Origin of the sequence: Pseudomonas sp. NPDC088890, from assembly GCF_044900155.1 — a bacterium.
Taxonomy (GTDB): Bacteria; Pseudomonadota; Gammaproteobacteria; order Pseudomonadales; family Pseudomonadaceae; genus Aquipseudomonas; species Aquipseudomonas urmiensis.
Genome location: NZ_JBJDNG010000001.1, coordinates 1,003,437 through 1,024,389, shown reverse-complemented (window position 1 = coordinate 1,024,389; position 20,953 = coordinate 1,003,437). Strand labels below are relative to the sequence as shown.

The window sequence follows — 20,953 nt, the reverse complement described above, 5'->3', positions numbered from 1 at the left end:
GAGGCCAGCAAGTACAACGTTTCATCCTGCGGCCAGCTGCCCCAAGCTGCGCCGCACCTTGTCCAGCAACTCACCAATCTGGAACGGCTTGATCAGCATATCCATCCCCGTGCCAAGAAACGCCTGGCGATCCAACGCGGTCTCGGCGTAGCCGGTCATGAACAGCACCGGCAGCCCCGGTCGGTAGATGCGGGCCATGTCCGCCAGCTCCCGGCCACTGATCCCTGGCAAGCCGACATCGGTCAACAACAACTCGATCCCGGCGTCCTCGCGCAAATGGTCCAGCGCCTGTTCAATGGTCTCGGCCAAGGTGCAGCGATAGCCGGCATCGGCCAACGCCTCGGCTACCGAGAGACGCACCGAAGCCATGTCCTCGACGATCAGCACATGCTCGCCGGCGCCTTTCTGGTCGACCTGGGGTGCGCATCCAGTACTGGACGCTTGTTGGGTACTGGCCGGCAGCAGCAGGGTCACTTCGGTGCCCTGCCCTGGCAGGCTTCGAATTGCCACATGCCCCCCAGACTGGCGAGCGAACCCATAGATGGTCGACAAACCAAGCCCGGTGCCTTGCCCGACCGGTTTGGTGGTGAAAAATGGATCGAAGACTTTTTCCAGCAACTCCGGCTCGATGCCGCTGCCATCATCGCGCACCGTCACCGCCACATAGGGGCCGTCCTGCAAGTTGGGGTCGCCATGCGACCAGGTCGCGGCAGTATTGACCCAGATATGCCCGCCCCTGACCAAGGCATCCCGGGCATTGATCACCAGGTTGAGCACTGCGCTTTCCAGCTGGATCGGATCGACCAGGGCAATCGCCGGGCGGCTGGAGAGCTGCAGTTGTAGTTCGATGCGCTCGCCGATGGTGCGGGTAATCAACTCCTCCAGCGAGCGCACCCGTTCGTTGATATCCACCGGCCGGGTATCGAGTGGCTGCTGGCGGGCGAAGGCCAGCAGACGATGGGTCAGCGATGCCGCGCTCATCGCCGAGCTCAAGGCGGCCTCGGCGTAGCTTGGGACCTTCTCCACACGGTTTTCTGCAACCCGTTTGCGGATCAGTTCCAGGCTGGTGATGATGCCGGTGAGCAGGTTGTTGAAGTCATGGGCGATACCGCCGGTGAGGCTACCTAGCGCATCCATCTTCTGTAACTGCAACAACTGCGCTTCGCTGCGCGCACGCTGGGCGACTTCATGGGCCAGCTGGGTGTTGGCGTCATCCAAGCGGGCCAGGTGCGAACGTTCGCGATGGCGGTGCTCGGTGACGTCTTCGACGAACACCAGGCACAAGCCGGGGGCGCGATAAGGCGACAGCTGCCACTCGGTATCCCGCGGCAGGCCTTGCACGGTCATGGCCAAGGTGCCACGCCAGCGCTGGCCATCGGCAAGGTGCTGGCGCAACAGCGCCAATTCGCCTTGCTGGTCGCTGGCAAAGCACTCACGCAACGTTTCCGGGTGGCGGTTGTCCTGGATCAGCTGGGCGAAGGCCTGGTTGCACTCGTGCACCTTGAGGGTGGCGTCCAAGACTGCAATCGGTGCTGAAACATTGCTGAAAATCTCGCGAAAACGCGCTTCGCTCTCGCGCAGGGCACGCTCGGTGTCGCGCACTCGCAGCAAGGTGCGCAGGGTCGCCAGCAGCACGTCCGGATCGACCGGGTGGACCAGGTAGGCGTCGGCGCCAGCTTCCAGGCCAGTGATAATGTCGCCGGTCTGGATCGACGCGGCGGACACGTGGATCACCGGCAGCAACGCAGTTGCCGGATCGGCGCGCAGCAGGCGCACGATGTCGAACCCACTCATGTCCGGCAGGTTGACATCGAGGATCAGCGCATCGATCTGCTCGTTGCGGATCATCGCCAGCCCGTCGCCACCGGTGCCTGCCTCCAGCACCTGGTAGTCGTGCAGCGCCAGCCGCCGGCGCAGCGCGTAACGCGTGGCGGCGTTGTCGTCGACGATCAGCAGGCGGATGTCAGGGTTCATCGACGCTCTCCTGGGCGATGGCCAACGGAATGATCACAAAAAACGAAGACCCCACTCCTGGCACGCTGTCCACTCCCACCTCGCCCCCCAACAAGGCGGCGAAGCGCTTGCACAGCGACAACCCCAGGCCGGTGCCGCGCAGACGCTTTTGCAGAGGAGAGTCGAGCTGGGCGAAGTCTTCGAACAGGCCTTCGAGCAACTCTGGAGCGATGCCGATGCCGGTATCGGTAACGGCGAAGCGAATCTGATCGCTGCCATGCAACTGGGCCGACACCCGCACTTCGCCACGGGTGGTGAACTTCAGGGCATTGGAAATGAAGTTGCGCAGAATCTGGGTCAGCTTCTTGTCGTCGGTATACAGCTGGGGCAGGCCCTGTGGTTCTTCGAAAATCAGATCGACAGACCCGGTGTCGACGATCGGCCGGAACATCCCGCGCAAGGCGGCGAACAGGTCGAGCATGTCGAACCAGGCCGGCGAGATGGTGATGCGCCCAGCCTCGATCTTGGCCAGGTCCAGCAGGTCATCGACCATGTCGCTGAGCTCGCGAGTCGCGGTGCTGACGAACGCCACCTGCAATTGCTGCTCTTTGCTCAGCGGCCCGTCCACTTCGTCGGCGAGCAGGCTGGTAATGCTCAGGATCGAGCCCAGCGGCGTGCGGAATTCGTGGCTCATGTAGGAAAGGAAGCGGCTTTTCAGGTCCGATGCCTGGCGCAGTTGCTCAGCCTGGATATCCAACTCGGCATACAGCGCCAGCACGCCCTGGTTGGTTTCTTCCAACTCGCCGCGCAAGGCCTGGTTTTCCGCCTGCAAGCGCGCCACCAGGGCGGCCTGCTCGGCGGTGGTGTTGGGCGACGGCTCAGGCATGCACAGTCTCCAGGTCGATAACCAGCACCGTGACATCGTCCCGCCCGCGGCAGAAGTCGCGGTGCAGCACGGTGGCGATCACGGCCGGGTGGCGCGAGGCCAGGCCAGGGTAGGCTTGAAGGTTCCAACGCGATTGCAGGCCATCGCTGAACATGATCAACAGATTTCCCTTCACGTGAGCGTAGTCGAACACCTGGCCCTTGCGGTATTGACCACCGACGATGCCGGGGTGCGAGGCCAGGCCCCGCGGCCGTTCGCCGCCCACCAAGGTGGCGCCGATATTGCCGATACCAATGAACGCCAGGCTGTCGGCGCTGGCATCGTACTGAGCGATGGCCGCCGCGCCGCCGCGGGTACCAGCCATGGCGTGGTGCAGCTCGCCAAGCAAGCCTTGCGGCTCACTGAACGGGTTGCTGGCAAACTCCTGGGCCCCGGCCTTGGCGGCTCGCTCCGCCTCCTCACCGTGACCCAGACCATCTATAAGCAGTGCGCTCAGTCGTTGCTTACCCAGGGTCACGTGCCACGTATCACCACAGGCGGGGTCATCATGCAGGGAATGCTGGCTGACCCCGACCCGCACATCCGGCCCACTGGCGTCCTCGCTGTACAGCCGCGCCAAGACCACTGCGCCACGCTCATCGGCATGCACATCGAACACCTGGGCCAGGCGACTGACCGCGCCCAGACCAATGCCCTGGGTGCCGCCGGTCGAGTAGCCATCGGCCAGGCAAGCATGTACATCGAAACCTTTGGCGCGATCCACTGCCAGCAGCTCAAGACCGTGCCCGCCATCATGAGGCAGCACCCGCAAGTGCAACTCGCCGCGCCCGGCATGTTTGAGCACATTGCTGGCAAGCTCGGTTGCGACCAGCGCCGCTCGGCCGGCATCGGCAGGGGCAAAACCCTGCTGTTCGGCCAGTTTCTGCACCACCCGGCGGGCGTGGCCCACCTGGCTGTGATCATCCAGGCGCAAGACCTGGGTCAGGCTGGCGGCAAGGTTCATGTCCATCGGGTGATCGTTACCCGGGTGCCTTGCCCGGGAGCGGTGTCGAGTTCGAATTCATCGACCAGCCGGCGCGCGCCGGTCAGCCCCAGGCCCAAGCCTGAGCCAGAAGTCCAGCCATCGGTCAACGCCAGCTTGACGTCGGCGATACCGGGGCCTTCATCGCGAAATACCAGGCGCAAGCCAACCCTGCCGGCGTCCTCGATGACCTGCCAGTCCATATCGCCGCCACCGCCATACACCACGGTGTTACGGGCCAGTTCGCTGACCGCCGTGACCAGCTTGGTCAAGTCGACCAGGCGCATGCCGCAGTCGCTGGCAATCCTGCGCGCCAGTTGTCGGGCCAGTACCACGTCCTGCTCCAGTCGCACCGGTTGGCTGCCGCTGTCGCGAATGCTCATGGTCGCCCTACCCGCTGACGCAGCAGATTCATCCCGCGGTCAACGTTGAGCGCAGTGCTCACCCCCGGCAAGGTCAGGCCGAGTTCGACCAGGGTAATGGCTACCGCGGGCTGCATGCCGACCAGCACGGTTTCGGCGTCCATGATCCGCGACAAGCTGGAGATGCTGGCGATCATCCGGCCGATGAACGAGTCGACCATGTCCAGCGCCGAGATATCGATCAACACGCCCCGCGCCGAGGTGTGGTCGAGGCGCGCGGTGAGGTCGTCCTGCAGGCGCAAGGCCAGTTGGTCGTGCATGTCCACCTGGATGGTCACCAGCAGGAACTCGCCCATCTGCAAGATAGGGATACGCTCCATCGCCTCACACTCGCTCGTCTGGGCGGGTGCCTAGACGGGTCAGGGCCAGCTTGAGGGCATCGGCGAGGTTGGACTTGGTGGTCAGCGTGCCCAGGTCCAGGCCCAGGTGAACGATGGTCTGGGCAATCTGCGGACGCACGCCGCTGATGATGCAGTCGGCGCCCATCAGGCGGATGGCGGTAACGGTCTTGAGCAGGTGCTGGGCCACCAGGGTATCGACCGTGGGCACGCCGGTGATGTCGATGATGGCGATTTCCGAGCCGGTGTCGACGATACGCTGCAGCAGTGACTCCATGACGGTCTGGCTGCGTTGCGAGTCGAGGGTGCCGATCAGCGGCAAGGCGAGTACGCCATCCCACAGTTTGACCACCGGGGTGGACAGTTCTAGCAGCTCTTCCTGCTGGCGCTTGATCACCCCTTCTCGGGTTTTCTGATAGGTGCGGATGGTGTGCAGGCCAAAGGCATCGAGCAGCTCGGAGACTTCCCACAGTTGCTCGGCCAACAGCGCCGGCTGCTCGCGGTAGTGACTTTGCAATAGGGTGAACAGCGGGCCTTTGAGCGCAAAGATGAAATAGGCGGTCTGGTGCGACTCCTGGCCCGCCTGGGCACGGCTGGTGGAGAGTTTTTCCAGGAAGCGGCGGGTTTCTTCCCAACCTGCTGCGGCAATGTTACCGCCGCTTTCGCTGCGCAGGCCATCGACTACCAGTTGGAGAAAATCACGGGTTTCCTGACGCAAGTCCTGCTCTTTGATATTGCGGGCGGCGCCATTGGCTTCCAGTGCTGCGATCCAATCGCCGATCAGCCGGGACTGGTTGCTGGCAATTGCCTCCAACGTACTGTTCTGCAGTGCTGCCATGTGCCTTGTTCTCCTGAAAAAGTCTGCCGGCGCCCGATAGAAATTACCGGCCCGCAAAAAAGGACATCCGCCAGTGAAAATAGTTGTGGCAACCGCCCGATAATTGCATCGGGCCAGCCGCGTGCTGCTAACTCTAGGTCAAGATCGCCCGGTCCGTGGCAGACAGCGACTCAGCGACTACGTAGCAGCAGTGCGGCAACGGCACAGCACAACAACGCGATGAACGAGGTCAGGGCGTGAGAAAAGCCATTACCTGCTCAGCGGCCAATGCTGGGGCTTCTTGCATGAAGCAATGCCCGCCCGGCATCTGCTGCGCCGTCACGCTCGCATTGAGCGCCGCCAGGCGACGCACCGAGTGAGGCACGAAGGGATAGGTCTGCTCCCCGTAGAGAATCCGCGTGGGCGTGCGGATTCGGCCCAGCTGGGTCCACATTCGCTCGGGGAAGGAGCTGAAGATCTCCACTTCGCGGCTAGGCCGGCATTTGAGCACCACCGCTTCACCGCAGTCGCCAATGGCATGCTCGACATAGGCCTGCAACGCCTCGTCGCTCCAGCCTTTGAAGATGCCCCGCCCCTGCAGCGAGGCGTGGGCCGCCGCGCGATCAGGCCAGTGGCTGCGCCGCGTGGCCGCCTTGCGCGCCAAGGCGTGTCGGCGGTGCAGGCCAACCAGCGCGGCAGCGCCCATTACTCCGAGCATGCGCCGGCTGAACAGCACCGGGTCGAGCAACACCGCGCGTTCGAACAGCTGCGGCTCATTGGCCAGGATCAACCCAGTCAGCACCCCGCCAAAACTGTGCCCAAGGGCATACCTGGGGACATCGCCATACTCGCCTCGACCCGCCTCGAAGGCCTCCACGGCCAACGCAGCCGTGCGGTTCCAGCCACGAAATGCGCCGCCATGGTCACTGTCGCCATGGCCCTGCACATCGCTCAACCACAGGTCGTAATGCTCGCCCAAACGCATCAGCAGCGGCTGGTAGGCCAGGCTGCAAAAGCCGTTACCGTGAAGAAAGTGCAGCAGTGGCCGGCCACTGGCGGGCGAGCGCCAACCGCGCAGGGTGAAGCCTTCAGGGCAATCATGGGACCAAGGGATCAATTGCATCAGGCGGCTGCGCTCATCGGAATCAGGAAAACGCCGATTCTACAAACAGCAGCGGGTACAGCGAAATCACCAGCAGCAGGGCCATCAGGACATTGAACAGCATCAGCCAACGTGGATTTTGCAGCAGGTTGCGCAAGGCGCTACCGAACATCACCCAAATCCCGACGCTGGGCAGGTTGACCAGGGCGAACAGCGCCGCGATGACGATCACATTGACTACATAGCCCTGCGCCGGCGTGTAGGTGGTAATCGCCCCAACGGCCATCACCCAGGCTTTGGGGTTGACCCACTGGAACGCCGCCGCGCCCAAGAAGCTCATCGGCTTGGCCGAACCGTTGCCGCTGGCAGACATCGGCCCAGAAGTGGCGATCTTGTAGGCCAGATACAGCAAGTATGCAGCACCGACGTAGCGCAAGATGGTGTACAGCGGCGGCCAGGCCTTGAACACTTCGCCCAGGCCAAAGCCTACCGCCAGCACCATGACCATGAAGCCGATGCTGATGCCCATGGCGTGCGGAATCGAACGACGCACCCCAAAATTCACCCCCGAGGCAAGCAACATGGTGTTGTTCGGCCCCGGGGTGATCGAGGAAACGAAGGCAAAAAGCACAAAGGCAGTCAGCAGGTCGAGAGAGGCAAGCATGGCGTTGTTCCGCAGCGTGGAGTAGTTATCGTGCAACCACAGTAGCGGAGTAGTGCCTGCCAACCACCAGTACAGTTACCTTATATTTTGCAGATACACATCACTGTACCGATTGTTCTGGCTGGAAGATTTCTTCGATGCTCCGGCCAAACACCCTGGCGATGGTAAAAGCCAGCGGCAGGCTGGGATCGTAACGGCCGGTTTCGATGGCGTTGACAGTCTGGCGCGAGACACCCAGGCGCTCGGCCAGCTCGGCCTGCGACCAGCCCTGCTCGCCGCGCAGGGCGCGGATGTGATTGTTCATCGGTAGCGTCTCACCCCAATCACCGCGCCGATTGCCCACAGCGAGCCCATCAGGCTCCAGACCATGAACATCGACAAACGCGGGTAGCCTGCCGTCTCCAGGAAGCCGTAACTGAAGGTCAGCAGCGCGGTGCCCACGAACGCCAAGCCAAGGGCTTCGAGCTGGATGCGCCGGGCCAGCTCATCCAGGCTGCGCAGGTGCTCAATGACCACCCAGGCCATCATCAGCATCGCCGGCACCGGCAGCAGGGCCAACGCCGTTTTGCCAGCGCCCGCAGGCAGACTCGGCAGGTAATGGCTGCTGACCAGCACGCAGCCGGCATAAGCCAGCAGCGTCAGGATGAAATTGCCCAGGAAGCGTCGTTGCGCCATGGTCGGACCCTCGATGTAAAGTGTGCTTGACATTGAAGGCGATCGCGCACGCCATGTCAAGCTACCTTTACATCTCGGCAAGCCCTGCCCTTGCCGCGTAAGATGAGCATCTCCAACCCAAGGAAACCCTAGCATGAGCCTGACCATCCGCCCCGCCGTGCGCAGCGATGCCGCGCAGATCCTGGCCTTCATCACCGAGCTTGCCGACTACGAACGGGCCCGCCATGAGGTGGTGGCCAGCCTGGCTGATATCGAGCGCAGCCTGTTCGACGAAGACAGCACGGTGAGCAGCTTGATCTGTGAACGCGATGGCCAGGCGATTGGTTTTGCCGTGTACTTCTACAGCTACTCGACCTGGCTGGGGCGCAACGGCATCTACCTGGAGGATCTGTACATCACCCCAGAGCAACGCGGCGATGGCGCCGGGCGCCAGTTACTGCGCTTTATTGCTCGGGAAGCGGTGGCCAACCAGTGCGGACGGCTGGAATGGAGCGTGCTGGACTGGAATGAGCCGGCGATTGGTTTTTACCAGTCGCTCGGGGCGCAGGCGCAGGACGAGTGGGTGCGTTATCGGTTGGAAGGTGAGCGGCTGGCGGCGTTCGCCCAGGGCTAGGCTGGCGTTGGCAAAACGCTCAAGCGCCGCGCTCGGCGCCAAGACTGCGCTCATCCGCTTGCGCGGCAGCTGGCAGATTGCAGCTTTGTGCAAGGGCTGCCATCAGCCGCCGTAGCGACTGCCTGAGCTCGCCGCGGTCAGTTGGGCTCCGGCGCTGGCATCACCTGCACATGCCCATGCTCCACGCCACGCTCAGCCATCAGCTGACGCGACAGTTCGACCACCTCGCCGCTGGCCCCCTGCAATACCGATACTTCCAGGCAATGCCCAGCATCGAGGTGCACATGCAGGGTCGAGCGGGTCAGGGTGTGGTGGGCGTGAAAGGTTTGGTTCAGACGCTTGGGCAGCTCACGGGTGTCATGGTCATACAGGTAGCTGACGACCGCCACGCACGGAGCAGCCTCTGCCAGCGGCTCAGACTCGAGCAAACCATTGCGCAGCAGGTCGCGAATGGCCTCGGAGCGGCCTTGATAACCATGCTCAGCCACCCGCCGGTCGATGACCTCGAGCAACGCCTCGTCCAGCGTGATGGTGATCCGTTGCATTCTGTTACTTCCAGTAAGATCATTTAGCCTAGACATCATACCCACCATCTCTCTAGGCTAGCGCCTCCGTTGAAGTGGGGGACGCAGTGTGAAGCAGCAGCCAGGTAAACGAAAGCTCGCCCGCTGGGGCGTGTTGCTACTGGCCGTCAGCCTCTGCGCGCAGGCGGGCAACGACGCCGACCCTGGACCTACGCTGAGCTACTCCTGGCCGGTCAACGCTGGCCCCCTCGACCCGCGCGGTTATTCGCCTAATCAGATGTATGCCCAGGCCATGGTTTACGAGCCGCTGGTGCGCTACAACGCCTCGGGAACCCTGGAACCTTGGTTGGCCACCGCCTGGCAGGTCTCGCAAGACGGCAAGACTTACACCTTCACCCTGCGCGACGGGGTGCGTTTCAGCGACGGTACGCCGTTCGACGCCGCCGCAGCCAAGGCCAACCTGGATGCGGTGCTGGCCAACCCCCAGCGTCACCGCTGGATGCAGCTGGTGAGCACACTCGATCATGTCGAGGCCACGGATCGACTCACCCTGCGTCTGGTGCTCAAGCATCCGTATTACCCGACCCTCATGGAACTGGCCCAGGTACGCCCATTGCGCTTCGCCTCACCGCAGGCCAAACCCGGCCAGGCCGTGGGCACAGGCCCGTGGATGCGGGTCGAAAGCCGGTTGGGAGAGTTCGACCGTTTCGCCCGCAACCCCAATTACTGGGGAGCAAAACCTGCCTACAGCCAAGTCGTGGTCAAGGTTATCCCCGATCCGAACAGCCGCGCGCTGGCCTTGCAAGTTGGCGAACTGCAATTGATTCAGGGCGCCGCCGGCGAGATCACCGCCGGCACCTTCGTGCGCCTGCGCGATCAAGGCTTCGCCACTGCGCTGTCGGCGCCATTGGCCACCAGGACCTTGGCGATGAACACCGGCCGCGGCCCGACGCGTGAACTGGCAGTGCGCCAGGCGATCAACCACGGGCTGGACAAGCAGGCGATCATCGACAAGATCCTCTACGGCCTGGAGCCGCGTGCCGACACCCTGTTCGCGCGCAACATGCCCTACGCCGACCTCGGCCTGAAACCCTACGCCTACGACCCCGCCGTGGCCGTCAACCAACTGGAGGCTGCCGGCTGGACCCTGGCCCCGGGCGCAGTCGTGCGCAGCAAGGCCGGTGAGCCGCTGTCGATTGAGCTGGTGTTCCTCGGCACCAGTGCGCTGCAAAAAAGCCTGGCCGAAGTGTTCCAGGGTGAGCTGGCCAAGCTTGGCATCCACATCGCCCTGCGCGCGGTGGAAGACGGCGCATTAGTACGCCGCCAGCGCGACGGCGACTTCGGCATGATCTTCGCCGACACCTGGGGCGCGCCTTACGATCCGCACTCGTTCGTCAGCTCCATGCGCTACGCCGGCCACGCCGACTACATGGCGCAACGCGGCCTGGCAATCAAGGACGAACTGGACCGACGCATCGCCCAGGTGCTGGCCAGCACCGACGAGCAGCAGCGCGCCGAGCAGTACCGGTTCATCCTCACCACGTTGCACGAACAGGCGGTCTACCTGCCGATTTCTTACCTCACCGCGATCAGCGTTCGGCGCGCATCGGTGGCCAACGTGCAGTTCGGCAGCACCTTGTTCGATGTGCCGTTCGAAGCCATGACCCCAACCCAGGAGCACTGATCGATGCTGCGTTATATCTGCCTGCGCCTGCTATTGCTGCTACCGGTCATGCTTGGGGTGTCGCTGCTGGTGTTTTTCCTGCTGCATCTGGGCAGCACCGATCCTGCACTGGACTACCTGCGCTTGTCGCATATCCCACCGACCGACGCGGCCATTGCCGAGGTCCGACATACCCTGGGGCTTGATCAGCCACTGTATGCGCAGTACCTGACTTGGCTGGGCAAGGCCGTGCAATTGGACTTCGGTATTTCCTACCTGACCGGTCGCCCAGTGCTCGACGACTTGCTCTATTACCTGCCAGCAACCCTGCAACTGGGCGGCCTGGCCCTGGTCTGCACGCTGGTGTTGTCGGTGCCGCTGGGGTTGCTGGCGGCCCGCTGGCAGGGGCGGTGGCCCGATCATGCGGTGCGTGCAGTAACCTTTCTCGGCGTGTCGATGCCGAACTTCTGGCTGGCGTTCTTGCTGATCGCACTGTTCTCGCTGTGGCTCGGCTGGCTACCGCCGCTGGGGCGTGGCAGCGCTGGCCAGTTGGTGATGCCGGTGCTGGCTATCGCCCTGATGTCGATGTCGATCAACGCCCGCTTGCTGCGCGCAAGCCTACTGGAAGCCAGCGGCCAACGTCACGTCACCTATGCCCGCGCCCGTGGCATGGGCGAGCGCCAGGTGTGGCGCGATCATATCTTGCGCAATGCCTGGCTGCCGCTGGTCACCGCCACCGGCATGCATGTCGGCGAGTTGATCGGCGGTGCGTTGGTGATCGAGACCATTTTCGCCTGGCCCGGGGTCGGCCGTTTTGCCGTCTCGGCGGTGCTCAATCGCGACTTCCCAGTGATGCAGTGCTTCACCTTGCTGCTCACCGCGTTGCTGATGCTCTGTAACCTGCTGGTGGATGTTTGCTACGCCTGGCTCGACCCACGCAGCCGCCTGCAAGGGGTGAGCGCATGAATACGTTGTCGCTGCTACGCCGCCCCGCGCTGTCGTTTAATTACAGCCTGGTCCTGGGCGTGGTGCTGGTCGGCCTGCTGGCACTACTGGCGATTTTCGGCCAGTGGCTGGCGCCGCACGACCCCGATCTGGTCGACCTCAGCCAGCGCCTGTTGCCACCCGACGCCCGTCACTGGCTAGGCACCGACCACCTGGGTCGCGACCTGCTCTCGCGACTGATCGTCGGCACCCGACTGTCGCTGGGCAGCGTGATGCTGACCCTGGCGCTGGTGCTGCTGCTGGGCATCGTAATTGGTGGCGTGGCAGGTTTTGTCGGCGGCAAGCTCGATCTGCTGATCATGCGCCTGTGCGATATGTTCATGACCTTCCCGACCCTGGTGCTGGCGTTCTTTTTCGTGACGTTGCTGGGTACCGGCCTGAGCAATGTGATCGTCGCCATCGCCCTGTCCCACTGGGCCTGGTATGCGCGCATGGTTCGCGGCCTAGTGATCGCCCAGCGCGGTCGCGAATACCTGCTGGCCTCGCGCCTGGCTGGCGCCTCGCGCTGGATGCGCCTGCGCCAGCATGTGCTGCCGAATATTGCCGGGCCATTGCTGGTACTCGCCACCCTGGATATCGGCCACATGATGCTACATGTCTCGGGCCTGTCGTTCCTCGGCCTTGGGGTGACGCCGCCAACCGCCGAATGGGGGGTGATGATCAACGACGCCAAGGAGTTCATCTGGACCCATCCACAACTGTTACTGTTGCCGGGGCTGATGATCTTCTTCTCGGTGATGGCCTTCAACTTGCTCGGCGATGCCCTGCGCGACCGCCTCGATCCGACTCTGGAGACGCGCTAGATGGTGGGCTCAATCCTGCAGGTGCGTGGGCTGTGCATCGAGGGTCGCAGCGGCCTATTGATCGATGACGTCGACCTGCAACTGCGCCGCGGCGAAGTCTGTGCACTGGTCGGCAGCAGCGGCTCGGGCAAGTCGCTTAGTTGTCTGGGACTGCTTGATTTACTGCCTGGCGGGCTGGTTCGCAGGCAGGGTCAGCTATCGCTGGACGGCCAGCCACTGCACCCCAACCAGGTACGCGGACGCCTGGCCAGCCTGGTCCTGCAGAACCCGCGCAGCGCCTTCAACCCGGTGCGCGACATGGCCAGCCATGGCCTGGAAACCCTCAAGTTGCGCGGGATCACCGGCGCCGCCGCGCGCCAGCGGTTGGACGAATGCCTGGACGCCGTGGGCCTGTGCGAGCGCCAGCGGGTATTACAGTCATTCGCCTTCCAACTCAGTGGCGGGATGCTCCAGCGGATGATGATTGCCCTGGCGTTGATGGCTGAAACACCGTTCCTGCTAGCCGACGAGCCCACCAGCGACCTCGACGCGCTGAGCCAGGCGCGCTTTCTCGACCTGCTGATGGAGCTGGTAGAACGGCATGCACTGGGCGTTTTGCTGGTCACTCACGATATGGGGGTGGTGGCACGCTGCGCTGATCGTGTGGCGGTGATGGAGGCTGGGCGCATCGTTGAGCGCCAGAGCGTGCAGGGTTTGTTCGACAGCCCAGCCAGCAGCAGCGCCCGCACCCTGCTTGAAGCCCATCAAATACTCAGCGGGAGACACCCATGAGCCAGCTCGATATCTGCCAAGTCGCCCATGGCTACCGCACCGGTGGCCTGTTGCGCCGAAGTGGCTGGCTACAGGTACTCGATGGCATCGACCTGACGTTGTCAGTGGGCCAATCGGTCGGTCTGCTGGGCAGCAGCGGCAGCGGCAAGAGCACCCTCGCCCGACTGTTGCTGGGTCTGGAAAAACCGCGCCAAGGTCAGGTGCGGTTTGCCGGGCAGGATGTCAGCCAGCTCCGCGGCGAACCGGCCCGCGAATTCCAACGGGCGGTGCAGTTGGTGTTGCAGGATGCGCCAGGCGCCTTCAACCCTCAGCGCTCGATTGCCTGGAGCATCGCCGAACCACTGCGTCACCTGAGCCAGATGAAGGAAGCGGCGCAGCGCCAACGGGTGCTGCAGTTGCTTGAGCAGATGGGCTTGCGCGCCGAACATGCCGAGCGCTTGCCGCACCAACTCAGTGGCGGTCAGCTGCAACGCGCCAACATCGCACGAGCCTTGGCCATCTCGCCGCAGTGGGTGGTGCTCGACGAGGCCCTGTCCAACCTCGATCGAGTGCTGCAGTTGCAGTTGCTGCAACGCCTTGACGTACTGCGTCGTGAAACCGGGACTGGGTTTGTCCTGATCAGCCATGACCTGAGCCTGGTGCGCTATTTTTGCCAGCGAGTCGTGCTGATGAGCGAGGGCCGGATCGTCGAGGATCGCCCGGTTGACCAGGCCTTGGCGTTCGAGCATCCCGTGGGCCAACAGCTGCAACGCGCCATGCTGCCAGAGCGCCCTAAGCAGCGCTTGCCAGCTGCGCAGGCAGCCACTGCGCAAGCGTAAGATTGCACCTTCATCGATCCGTAGGGCTACCCATTGGCCGCCTGGACAGCCCTAGGCGGATCAATCCTCTCTGAAAAAGCTGCGGCCGTTATCGCGCAGCAGGTCGACCATCGCCCCAGCAGCAGGCGGCAGATAGCCTTCGGCGCGTACCGATACCGCGACGGTACGGCTCATGGTGGTTTCCAACAGCGGCACTTCGCGCAAGCGCGACATGCCCTGGCCATGCTCCAGGGTTTCGCGGGCGACGAAACTGAGCAGCCCGGTACGGGCGATCAGACGTGGCAGCAGCGAGACCGTGTTGGTCTCGATCTGCACCTGCGGCGCTGGCAGGTGGCGGGCGATGAACACATTGTCGAGCCAGCGCCGGGAGGTCACCGTGCTGCCTGGCAGCACCCAGCGGTACTGACACAGATCCTTGAGGGCAATCGCTGTGCCGAATACCGGGTGATCGGCACTGGCGACCACTACCGCTTCATCCTCCAGGATGGGGTAGCTGCGAAATTGCGGGTCATCGACGATTAGCGGGCAGATGATCGCATCCAGGCGGCCGGTGCGCAGAGATTCGCGCAGCACATCGTCTTGAGCGATCGACAGCTGCAAGGTCAACTGCGGCGCGCGCTGCAGCAACGATTCGGTGAGCTGTGGCAGCAAGTATTCGGCCATGCTCGCGGCGCAGCCCAGGCGGATGTTACCGACCAGGCCACCGGCGAAGTCGCGCACCTCTCGTTCGGTTTCGGCAATGCTCAGCTGCAACTGCCGGCCGCGCTCGAGCAACAGCTGGCCGACGTCGGTCAACTTGATGCGCCGACCATCGCGCTGGAACAGCCGTGTGCCCAGCGACTCCTCCAGGCGCTGGATGCTCTTGCTCAACGCCGGCTGGCTGCGGTTGAGCTTCTCGGCAGCCCGCCCAAGGTGGCCCAGTTCGGCGATGGTTTCAAAATAAGTGAGGTCGCGTAGATCCATGATTCATGAATTTCGGTTATCGATTCATCGAAAGTAGAAAATAGACTTGATCGATTGACCCGTCGATAATTTTCTCCGTCAAACGCGTTCTGGAGCATATCGACCTTGCAGACCTTCTTAGCTGGCCTGGCCTCCCCTTCACGAATCCTGCTCTGGCTCGCGCTCATCGTCTGCGCCGGCGGGGTCGGCCAGTTGCTGCATACGTTGGGGGTGCCAGCCGGTCTGTTCCTCGGGCCGATGCTGGTGGCGATTGCCTTTGGCGTGTCTGGCGCGCAACTACGCTTGCACCGGCAAGTGTTTCGCTTAAGCCAGGGCTGCGTAGGGTTGATGGTCGCTCACTCGGTAACCTGGACCGTGTTGGCTTCGCTGGCGCAGTCTTGGCACGTCATGCTGCTGGCCACCGCGCTCACTGTGCTGCTGAGCGCGCTGGTCGGCTTGGGCACTGTGCGATATGGCGGCATCTCGGCTACTACCGCCGCCTGGGGTACCGCACCCGGCGCAGCCTCGGCGATGGTGTCGATGGCCGAAGAGAACGGTGCCGATGCACGGGTGGTCGCCACCATGCAGTACGTCAGGGTGGTGTGCGTGGTCATGATCGGCGCACTGGTCAGCCACTTGCTCGGCGCAACCAGCGGCGCGGGCGTTGCAGCCAGCACTGGCGCCAGCCTGCCGGGGCCGCAAGTAGGCCAACTACTGCTGAGCCTGGGGGTCGTTGTGCTGGGCGTGGCCCTCGGCACCAAGCTACCGGCTGGGGCGCTGTTAGTGCCGCTGGTGCTCGGTGCAGTACTGCAACTGAGCGGGCTGCTGCTGATCACCCTGCCCGCCTGGTTGCTGGCTTGCGCCTATGGCGCGATCGGCTGCTATATCGGCCTACGCTTTGACCGGCCAACGGTGCGCTACGTGTGGAGTCGATTGCCGAGCATGATTGCCGGGGCAGTGGTGCTGATCATATTGTGCGCCGGCTGCGCCTGGCTGTTGGCGCGGGCGACCGGCAGCGACTTTCTCTCGATGTACCTGGCGACCAGTCCCGGAGGGCTGGATGCGATGGCGATCATTGCCGTGGAAACCCATGCTGACGTCGGCCTGGTGCTGGCCATGCAAACCTTGCGCTTGTTTGGGGTCATTGTGACAGGTGCCTATTGTGCCAGGCAGATCATCCGTTTCACCCGCGCTTGACGTTCGATACAACTTTTTGCCATCAGGCCCCGTCCAACAGACACTGGGTCTTTTTTCAGCTCAGACCATTCCAGGAGGTTGCCGATGTCGATGCGAACCACGTTGCTGCTCTCATGCCTAACCCTGGCTTTAGTGGGTTGCGCAAGTTCAAGCGATGACCCGAAACCGCCGAGCACCATGCAGGTAGACCTGCAGCAGTACCAGGGCACCTGGTACGAACTGGCGCGCTTGCCGATGTTCTTCCAGCGCAACTGCGTACAGTCCGAGGCGCGCTATAGCCTGCGCGAGGATGGACGGATCGGTGTCGACAACCGTTGCCGGGAAGCCGATGGCCAATGGAATGAGGCCCAAGGCGTCGCCGAGCCGCAGCAAGCGGGCAAGACCGACAAGCTTTGGGTCAGGTTCGACAACTGGTTCAGCCGCCTGGCGCCAGGGTTGACCAAGGGCGAATATTGGGTGCTGTACCACGATCAGGATTATCGCGTGGCGCTGGTTGGCCATCCCAATCGCGAGTACCTCTGGCTGCTGTCGCGTACCCCGACAGTCAGCGGTGAAACTCGAGACAAACTATTGGCGATTGCCCGTGAGCAGGGTTACGACACTTCGGAGCTGGTGTGGCGGCAGGCAGACAAGCCATAACCAGGGTTCATTACAGGTAGCCTGGCCTCTTCGCCGCTGCGGTTGAGTGCGAAGAGGCCATCGCTGCTACCTGACTAGCGTGTAGAACTGGCCAGTGCCGCCTTGTCTCGCTCGCTGATCACGTACTGACGGTACTGCGGATCGGCCTTGATCTGCGCTTCGGTAAACGCAATTGGCGGCAACTGCTTGGCCGAGAATGCACGTGTCTGGTCGGCAGAATGCGCCGAGCCCGCCTCGCTGGACTGGGAGAACGCCAACAAGCCTCGGGCCTGCGGCCCCTGCTCAGTGAAGCTGACCACCTGCAAATAGCTGGTACCGCTGACCACCAGGCGCTTGCCCTGCCCTTGCGCGACGCTGTACATCGCGTTGTACACCCCAAGCGCCTGGGGGCCGCCGGGCACCGGCGTACCGTCGAGCGAATGCTGGATCTGCCCCCAGCGACTGTCATTGCCCACACCGGCCTCGGCCAGTTGCTGCAAAGAGTCCAATGCCGCTTGATGCAGCAGCTTGCGCACCGCCGCCTGCTCAACCGCAAGGCCGCGTGGTGTGTGCTGCGGATCAGCCGGATCAAAGGCTACGCGCCAGCTTTGTGGATGCTCGGCAAGCGCGGCAAACAGGTTGTGGAAGTGCAACAAGCCAATGCCGGCATCCAGATCGGCCTTGCCATTCCAGGCGTTCAGGCTGGCACACAGCGCCGCCACGTCAGCCTCGGCTGATTTGCACCAGTCCAGCAGATCGGGCAACAGCAGGCTTGCGGCGTATACCTCATCATCGAGCACCATGTCCTGCAGCTGTTGCACGCCGAGCTTTTGCTTACCTTGCAAGCGCTGCAGGGCAAACCGGCCACGCAAGCTCAACGCTTGATCATCGCGGCTGATCAGCGGCGAGAAGCCAGTCAGCGGTTGCGCAGGATTAGCCATCCACGCCGGGTCGTTGGAGTTCTGCACGAAATCGCGACGCTCCAGGCTCGGCAACAGATGTGCTGGGGTGATGCCGGGCTGCGCTGCCTGCGGATCGATCTTCCATTGGCAGGCACTGCGCGAACCGTCCAAGACCACCGCAGGGCCTGCGAGCGCTGGGTTGCTGCACTGGGCAAGGAGGTCTTGGTCGACAAACGGGACCACCGACTGGTTCAGGTACAGCGCCTGGCCAGCCTCGTCCACTGCCAGTGTATTGACCCAGGGAATCCCCTGAAGCTGCGCAACGGAGGCTTTCAGCGCTTGGAGACTGTCGGCACGGTTGATCTGATACCACTGCTGCAGCACCCGCGTGTTGTCCAGGTTGGCATCGCGCAAGCTGTAGGCATGGCGATTGTCCCAGTCCAACTTGCCTGGCCACTGCACCACTGGACCGAAACTCGACGCGTAGACCTGGCGCTCGACCTGGCTGAGCGTGCCGTCCTGGCCTTTGACCGAGACAGTCAAGGTCTGGCGAGCAAGCGGCAACGACTTGCCGTCCAGCAGATAGCGGGTCGCGTCGTTCGGGTCGAGTTCCAGCCGGTACAGGGTAAAGTGCTTGGAAGTGTCGACGGTGTGGGTCCAGGCCAGATGACGATTGAAGCCGATGTTCACCAGCGGCAGCCCCGGCAACGCGGCGCCCATGACATCGAGCTTACCTGGAATGGTCAACTGCATTTGATAGAAGCGCATGCCGCCCATCCATGGGAAGTGCGGGTTGGCCAGTAACAGGCCGCGACCATTGGCCGAGCGCTGCGAGCCCACCGCAACTGCGTTGCTGCCACGTTCCGAGGCGAATCGCTGCTGGCGCTCCAAGGCCAGGCTGAAGTCGCTTACCTGACGTTGCGCGGCAAGTTTGGGCGGCGCAGCGCCGACCAGCGCCTCGACGAACTGACCGGCGCCCCCTTCTACCAGCAACCGGCGCGTCAACTTCACCAAGTCAAGGCTGGTGATCGGCCGCACCCAATCGCCTGCGCCACATTCGGCGGGCAGGCCCTGGGCCTTGCGTTCGCCCAGGGCGCGGTTGAAGCCGCTGGCATACCCCTCGAGCAAATCGCGCACCGGCGCCGGCTGCGCCTGGAGGAAGCCGCTGACCGCAATGGGCGTATTCAACCAGGTGAAGAACAGGTCGCTATCGAGATTGTCGCGCTGCTCGAACGTCTTGCCCTGCGCGCCAAGGAAACGTGAGCGCTCACCGTTGACGGTCAGCACTTCATTGGCCAACAGGCAGAGGTTGTCCTGGGCATAGGCATAACCAATGCCGTAACCCAGGCCGCGTTCGTTGTCGGCCAGGATATGCGGGACCCCAAAGCTGGTGCGGCGGATCTGCGCGCTGGCATCGCCTGCGGCTTCCCTAGCGTGGACGGCGATGCTGCTGGCCACCAGGGCAGCCGCCAGGCAGAGGTGAGTCAAGGGACGCGAAAGTGGGTACACGGGCAATCCTCGGATTCTGGAGTCATCCCGTTCAGACGAATGGCCGGATGAAAATTTTACGGCTGGCGAGGCCCTGGAACGTCTTCATCTAGGCGCGTTGGATTTTTTTTCATCCAGGACTGCAGTTTTGCCAATCTCATTCGTCTTTATAAGTGAGGCACCCATGAATTCGGGACAGTCCACGAAAAGGAGCATTCACATGTACAACCCCCAAGCGTCACTGCAGACCGCTCACGGCCCTGGCAACGTCGGCGCGGCGCGGCTTGTCGAGGGCGAAGAGCGCGTCGGTAACGGGCAGATTCGCGAACTGCTGCGCGCCTATGGCCTGCGCACCAGCCTGATCAGGCTCAAAGTCATCGATGCCCTGCACTCGGCCGACCGCAATGGCCGCAGCATTGGCGTGCGTGGCATTCACGCGCAACTTGAGCAGCTGGATATTCCGCTGTCGTTTCTGAGCGTCCGTGAAGTGCTCAAGCGCCTGTGCGCCGAAGGCGTGATTACCCTCGGCTCGGATAAATGCTACAGCCTCAATCCCCAGGCCCGCGCCGTGCTGGAACAGCCCGCCGCCCGCTGAGCGCATGGCCGGCCAAGGTAGGCCGGCCGGCCAGGTTCAGGGCTTGACCTTGCGCCGCAAGATCCCATTGATCACCACCACGATTACCGCGATGGCAATCGCCAGGTACTGGAAGGTTTGCTCGCTGATCGTCCCCTGCTTTTGCAGATGGGACAGACCCAGCATCAGCCCCAATACCACCAGGATGATCAGGATCGAATATTTAAGGCGCTGCACGTGTGTCATGGAAAGTTCCTTGCAACATCAGGGACATGTGGCTCGCAACGAGCCGCGGCAATGATACAACGCCATTGGCCACAGGCGTGTATTTCCTGCTGAACGTGCCTGCTGCTTAGCAGCTGCGTGCGATTGTCACCCTGCACAACCCCTACGCCACTTTGCCCCTGGCTGGCGAGCGCCCCCGCTGCCGGAGGGTAGTGCTACCCATGAGCACCACCGTCCAATGCATGCACCGAAAATCAAGGCCTGCAGCAGGGTGCCGTGGAGTTGTCCTACATAGGGCTCCCTCATTCCCTTCACGCTGCATTCACTCAGGCTACAGCGTCTGGCTCGCTTGTCGCCTAGCGGCCGAGTTTGACGCTCACCGACAATCGAACCGAGCCACGGCCAAGGCCAGTGGCAATCGCTCTACCGGTCCTGGATGCCCAAGCGCGGCGCCACCACAACAATTCTGAGGGAGCCTCACATGGAATTTCCAAACCTGACTTGCATCGACGTCACCCAACTGCCGCATTCGTTGCAGGCCCTGATCGACTGTATCGGCATCGACAACGCCTACCAATTGACCTGCGCCTATGGTGGACGGCCAAAGTACATTCCCAAGCACCGAGAACGCACCAAGCTGGCCGACGTACTGCCACCCGCAGCGCTGGACGCCTTGATCAAGCGTTTTGCCGGCGTGGCCCTGGAGATTCCCAAGGCCGATCATTTCCTGCGCCAACTGCGCAACCAGCAGATCCAGAAGGAAAGTGCCAATGGCTTGTCGCGCAGCCTGCTGGCTGACAAGTACGGCCTGAGCCTGCGCCAGATCGGCAACATTCGTCGCCAAGAAGCGCACGCGCGCTAAGGCGCGTTCAGACAGGCGCACTCAGCCCGCCTGGATAACGATGCTGTTATCCAGGCGGGCTGAGTGCATT

General features: G+C 63.0%; 24 protein-coding genes. 10 read left to right on the top strand and 14 right to left on the bottom strand.

Features of this window, described 5'->3' with window-relative positions; all coding sequences use genetic code 11:
* Positions 1–21 precede the first annotated feature (21 nt).
* The 10 genes from ACI2JX_RS04670 to ACI2JX_RS04625 all read right to left on the bottom strand — a co-directional run bounded on the left by ACI2JX_RS04670 (position 22) and on the right by ACI2JX_RS04625 (position 7,878).
* Entirely contained in the window at positions 22–1,974 is a 1,953-nt protein-coding gene (locus ACI2JX_RS04670; RefSeq protein WP_404689501.1) for a response regulator, read from the bottom strand.
* The gene (locus tag ACI2JX_RS04665) at positions 1,964–2,839 is read right to left on the bottom strand and encodes a sensor histidine kinase KdpD (protein WP_264233651.1); all 876 of its coding nucleotides are present in this window, start codon (positions 2,837–2,839) and stop codon (positions 1,964–1,966) included. The genes ACI2JX_RS04670 and ACI2JX_RS04665 overlap by 11 nt, the downstream gene beginning before the upstream one ends.
* Positions 2,832–3,848, bottom strand: a complete 1,017-nt coding sequence (locus ACI2JX_RS04660) for an ATP-binding protein (RefSeq protein WP_404689500.1) — start codon at positions 3,846–3,848, stop codon at positions 2,832–2,834. Before ACI2JX_RS04660 ends, ACI2JX_RS04665 begins: the two co-directional genes overlap by 8 nt.
* Complete coding sequence (locus tag ACI2JX_RS04655) at positions 3,839–4,243, bottom strand: ATP-binding protein (RefSeq protein ID WP_186555236.1); 405 nt, start codon at positions 4,241–4,243, stop codon at positions 3,839–3,841. Before ACI2JX_RS04655 ends, ACI2JX_RS04660 begins: the two co-directional genes overlap by 10 nt.
* Positions 4,240–4,602, bottom strand: a complete 363-nt coding sequence (locus tag ACI2JX_RS04650; protein ID WP_264233645.1) for an STAS domain-containing protein — start codon at positions 4,600–4,602, stop codon at positions 4,240–4,242. Before ACI2JX_RS04650 ends, ACI2JX_RS04655 begins: the two co-directional genes overlap by 4 nt.
* Positions 4,603–4,606: 4 nt before the next feature.
* Positions 4,607–5,458: an STAS domain-containing protein gene (locus ACI2JX_RS04645; protein WP_368972063.1), complete on the bottom strand. Its 852-nt coding sequence runs from the start codon at positions 5,456–5,458 to the stop codon at positions 4,607–4,609.
* A gap of 229 nt (positions 5,459–5,687) precedes the next feature.
* Positions 5,688–6,560: an alpha/beta fold hydrolase gene (locus ACI2JX_RS04640; protein WP_368972064.1), complete on the bottom strand. Its 873-nt coding sequence runs from the start codon at positions 6,558–6,560 to the stop codon at positions 5,688–5,690.
* Positions 6,561–6,582: 22 nt separating this feature from the next.
* The gene (locus ACI2JX_RS04635; protein ID WP_264233640.1) at positions 6,583–7,203 is read right to left on the bottom strand and encodes a LysE family translocator; all 621 of its coding nucleotides are present in this window, start codon (positions 7,201–7,203) and stop codon (positions 6,583–6,585) included.
* 100 nt (positions 7,204–7,303) lie between these two features.
* On the bottom strand, positions 7,304–7,507 hold the full coding sequence (locus ACI2JX_RS04630) for a helix-turn-helix transcriptional regulator (protein WP_368972065.1): 204 nt from the start codon (positions 7,505–7,507) through the stop codon (positions 7,304–7,306).
* Entirely contained in the window at positions 7,504–7,878 is a 375-nt protein-coding gene (locus ACI2JX_RS04625; RefSeq protein ID WP_392464500.1) for a hypothetical protein, read from the bottom strand. The genes ACI2JX_RS04630 and ACI2JX_RS04625 overlap by 4 nt, the downstream gene beginning before the upstream one ends.
* A gap of 133 nt (positions 7,879–8,011) precedes the next feature.
* On the opposite strand from ACI2JX_RS04625, the gene ACI2JX_RS04620 reads away from it, so the two are divergent.
* Positions 8,012–8,491: a GNAT family N-acetyltransferase gene (locus ACI2JX_RS04620; protein WP_264233638.1), complete on the top strand. Its 480-nt coding sequence runs from the start codon at positions 8,012–8,014 to the stop codon at positions 8,489–8,491.
* A gap of 137 nt (positions 8,492–8,628) precedes the next feature.
* On the opposite strand, the gene nikR is transcribed toward ACI2JX_RS04620, so the two are convergent.
* Positions 8,629–9,036, bottom strand: coding sequence for a nickel-responsive transcriptional regulator NikR (gene nikR / locus ACI2JX_RS04615; protein ID WP_404689499.1), 408 nt, complete (start codon positions 9,034–9,036; stop codon positions 8,629–8,631).
* Positions 9,037–9,124: 88 nt separating this feature from the next.
* On the opposite strand from nikR, the gene nikA reads away from it, so the two are divergent.
* From nikA to nikE, 5 genes are read left to right on the top strand one after another with little or no spacing between them, the layout of a single operon-like run.
* The gene (nikA, locus tag ACI2JX_RS04610; RefSeq protein ID WP_404689498.1) at positions 9,125–10,699 is read left to right on the top strand and encodes a nickel ABC transporter substrate-binding protein; all 1,575 of its coding nucleotides are present in this window, start codon (positions 9,125–9,127) and stop codon (positions 10,697–10,699) included.
* Between the two features lie 3 nt (positions 10,700–10,702).
* Positions 10,703–11,644 (top strand): nickel ABC transporter permease subunit NikB, encoded by a 942-nt coding sequence (nikB, locus tag ACI2JX_RS04605; RefSeq protein WP_404689497.1) that lies wholly within the window; start codon positions 10,703–10,705, stop codon positions 11,642–11,644.
* Positions 11,641–12,486 carry a nickel ABC transporter permease subunit NikC gene (nikC, locus tag ACI2JX_RS04600; RefSeq protein WP_404689496.1) on the top strand — a complete coding sequence of 282 codons (846 nt, stop codon included), beginning with the start codon at positions 11,641–11,643 and terminating at the stop codon, positions 12,484–12,486. The genes nikB and nikC overlap by 4 nt, the downstream gene beginning before the upstream one ends.
* The gene (locus tag ACI2JX_RS04595) at positions 12,487–13,257 is read left to right on the top strand and encodes an ATP-binding cassette domain-containing protein (protein ID WP_368972070.1); all 771 of its coding nucleotides are present in this window, start codon (positions 12,487–12,489) and stop codon (positions 13,255–13,257) included.
* Complete coding sequence (gene nikE / locus ACI2JX_RS04590; protein WP_404689495.1) at positions 13,254–14,075, top strand: nickel import ATP-binding protein NikE; 822 nt, start codon at positions 13,254–13,256, stop codon at positions 14,073–14,075. Before ACI2JX_RS04595 ends, nikE begins: the two co-directional genes overlap by 4 nt.
* 60 nt (positions 14,076–14,135) lie before the next feature.
* On the opposite strand, the gene ACI2JX_RS04585 is transcribed toward nikE, so the two are convergent.
* Positions 14,136–15,038, bottom strand: a complete 903-nt coding sequence (locus ACI2JX_RS04585) for a LysR family transcriptional regulator (RefSeq protein ID WP_368972072.1) — start codon at positions 15,036–15,038, stop codon at positions 14,136–14,138.
* Between the two features lie 105 nt (positions 15,039–15,143).
* On the opposite strand from ACI2JX_RS04585, the gene ACI2JX_RS04580 reads away from it, so the two are divergent.
* Both ACI2JX_RS04580 and ACI2JX_RS04575 read left to right on the top strand, forming a co-directional pair.
* Positions 15,144–16,214: an AbrB family transcriptional regulator gene (locus ACI2JX_RS04580; protein WP_404689494.1), complete on the top strand. Its 1,071-nt coding sequence runs from the start codon at positions 15,144–15,146 to the stop codon at positions 16,212–16,214.
* A gap of 84 nt (positions 16,215–16,298) precedes the next feature.
* A complete protein-coding gene (locus ACI2JX_RS04575; RefSeq protein WP_264233624.1) occupies positions 16,299–16,853 on the top strand; it encodes a lipocalin family protein in 555 nt (184 codons plus the stop codon).
* A gap of 74 nt (positions 16,854–16,927) precedes the next feature.
* Here the strand turns inward: ACI2JX_RS04575 and ACI2JX_RS04570 are convergent, their stop codons facing one another.
* A complete protein-coding gene (locus tag ACI2JX_RS04570; protein WP_368972074.1) occupies positions 16,928–19,243 on the bottom strand; it encodes an acylase in 2,316 nt (771 codons plus the stop codon).
* A gap of 199 nt (positions 19,244–19,442) precedes the next feature.
* Here ACI2JX_RS04570 and ACI2JX_RS04565 point away from each other — a divergent pair, with 199 nt between their 5' ends.
* Positions 19,443–19,817, top strand: a complete 375-nt coding sequence (locus ACI2JX_RS04565) for a fe2+ zn2+ uptake regulation protein (RefSeq protein WP_368972075.1) — start codon at positions 19,443–19,445, stop codon at positions 19,815–19,817.
* A 36-nt stretch (positions 19,818–19,853) separates the two neighbouring features.
* Here the strand turns inward: ACI2JX_RS04565 and ACI2JX_RS04560 are convergent, their stop codons facing one another.
* The gene (locus ACI2JX_RS04560; protein WP_186555218.1) at positions 19,854–20,042 is read right to left on the bottom strand and encodes a hypothetical protein; all 189 of its coding nucleotides are present in this window, start codon (positions 20,040–20,042) and stop codon (positions 19,854–19,856) included.
* A gap of 460 nt (positions 20,043–20,502) precedes the next feature.
* Between ACI2JX_RS04560 and ACI2JX_RS04555 the strand changes: the two genes are divergently transcribed.
* A complete protein-coding gene (locus ACI2JX_RS04555; protein ID WP_264233619.1) occupies positions 20,503–20,883 on the top strand; it encodes a Mor transcription activator family protein in 381 nt (126 codons plus the stop codon).
* Positions 20,884–20,953: the final 70 nt, after the last annotated feature.

Excerpts from the sequence above, each read along its gene's own strand:
- ACI2JX_RS04670 (WP_404689501.1), bottom strand. The coding sequence starts at position 1,974 with ATGAACCCTGACATCCGCCTGCTGATCGTCGACGACAACGCCGCCACG.
- ACI2JX_RS04665 (WP_264233651.1), bottom strand. The coding sequence starts at position 2,839 with ATGCCTGAGCCGTCGCCCAACACCACCGCCGAGCAGGCCGCCCTGGTG.
- ACI2JX_RS04660 (WP_404689500.1), bottom strand. The coding sequence starts at position 3,848 with ATGGACATGAACCTTGCCGCCAGCCTGACCCAGGTCTTGCGCCTGGAT.
- ACI2JX_RS04655 (WP_186555236.1), bottom strand. The coding sequence starts at position 4,243 with ATGAGCATTCGCGACAGCGGCAGCCAACCGGTGCGACTGGAGCAGGAC.
- ACI2JX_RS04650 (WP_264233645.1), bottom strand. The coding sequence starts at position 4,602 with ATGGAGCGTATCCCTATCTTGCAGATGGGCGAGTTCCTGCTGGTGACC.
- ACI2JX_RS04645 (WP_368972063.1), bottom strand. The coding sequence starts at position 5,458 with ATGGCAGCACTGCAGAACAGTACGTTGGAGGCAATTGCCAGCAACCAG.
- ACI2JX_RS04640 (WP_368972064.1), bottom strand. The coding sequence starts at position 6,560 with ATGCAATTGATCCCTTGGTCCCATGATTGCCCTGAAGGCTTCACCCTG.
- ACI2JX_RS04635 (WP_264233640.1), bottom strand. The coding sequence starts at position 7,203 with ATGCTTGCCTCTCTCGACCTGCTGACTGCCTTTGTGCTTTTTGCCTTC.
- ACI2JX_RS04630 (WP_368972065.1), bottom strand. The coding sequence starts at position 7,507 with ATGAACAATCACATCCGCGCCCTGCGCGGCGAGCAGGGCTGGTCGCAG.
- ACI2JX_RS04625 (WP_392464500.1), bottom strand. The coding sequence starts at position 7,878 with ATGGCGCAACGACGCTTCCTGGGCAATTTCATCCTGACGCTGCTGGCT.
- ACI2JX_RS04620 (WP_264233638.1), top strand. The coding sequence starts at position 8,012 with ATGAGCCTGACCATCCGCCCCGCCGTGCGCAGCGATGCCGCGCAGATC.
- nikR (WP_404689499.1), bottom strand. The coding sequence starts at position 9,036 with ATGCAACGGATCACCATCACGCTGGACGAGGCGTTGCTCGAGGTCATC.
- nikB (WP_404689497.1), top strand. The coding sequence starts at position 10,703 with ATGCTGCGTTATATCTGCCTGCGCCTGCTATTGCTGCTACCGGTCATG.
- nikC (WP_404689496.1), top strand. The coding sequence starts at position 11,641 with ATGAATACGTTGTCGCTGCTACGCCGCCCCGCGCTGTCGTTTAATTAC.
- ACI2JX_RS04595 (WP_368972070.1), top strand. The coding sequence starts at position 12,487 with ATGGTGGGCTCAATCCTGCAGGTGCGTGGGCTGTGCATCGAGGGTCGC.
- nikE (WP_404689495.1), top strand. The coding sequence starts at position 13,254 with ATGAGCCAGCTCGATATCTGCCAAGTCGCCCATGGCTACCGCACCGGT.
- ACI2JX_RS04585 (WP_368972072.1), bottom strand. The coding sequence starts at position 15,038 with ATGGATCTACGCGACCTCACTTATTTTGAAACCATCGCCGAACTGGGC.
- ACI2JX_RS04575 (WP_264233624.1), top strand. The coding sequence starts at position 16,299 with ATGTCGATGCGAACCACGTTGCTGCTCTCATGCCTAACCCTGGCTTTA.
- ACI2JX_RS04565 (WP_368972075.1), top strand. The coding sequence starts at position 19,443 with ATGTACAACCCCCAAGCGTCACTGCAGACCGCTCACGGCCCTGGCAAC.
- ACI2JX_RS04560 (WP_186555218.1), bottom strand. The coding sequence starts at position 20,042 with ATGACACACGTGCAGCGCCTTAAATATTCGATCCTGATCATCCTGGTG.
- ACI2JX_RS04555 (WP_264233619.1), top strand. The coding sequence starts at position 20,503 with ATGGAATTTCCAAACCTGACTTGCATCGACGTCACCCAACTGCCGCAT.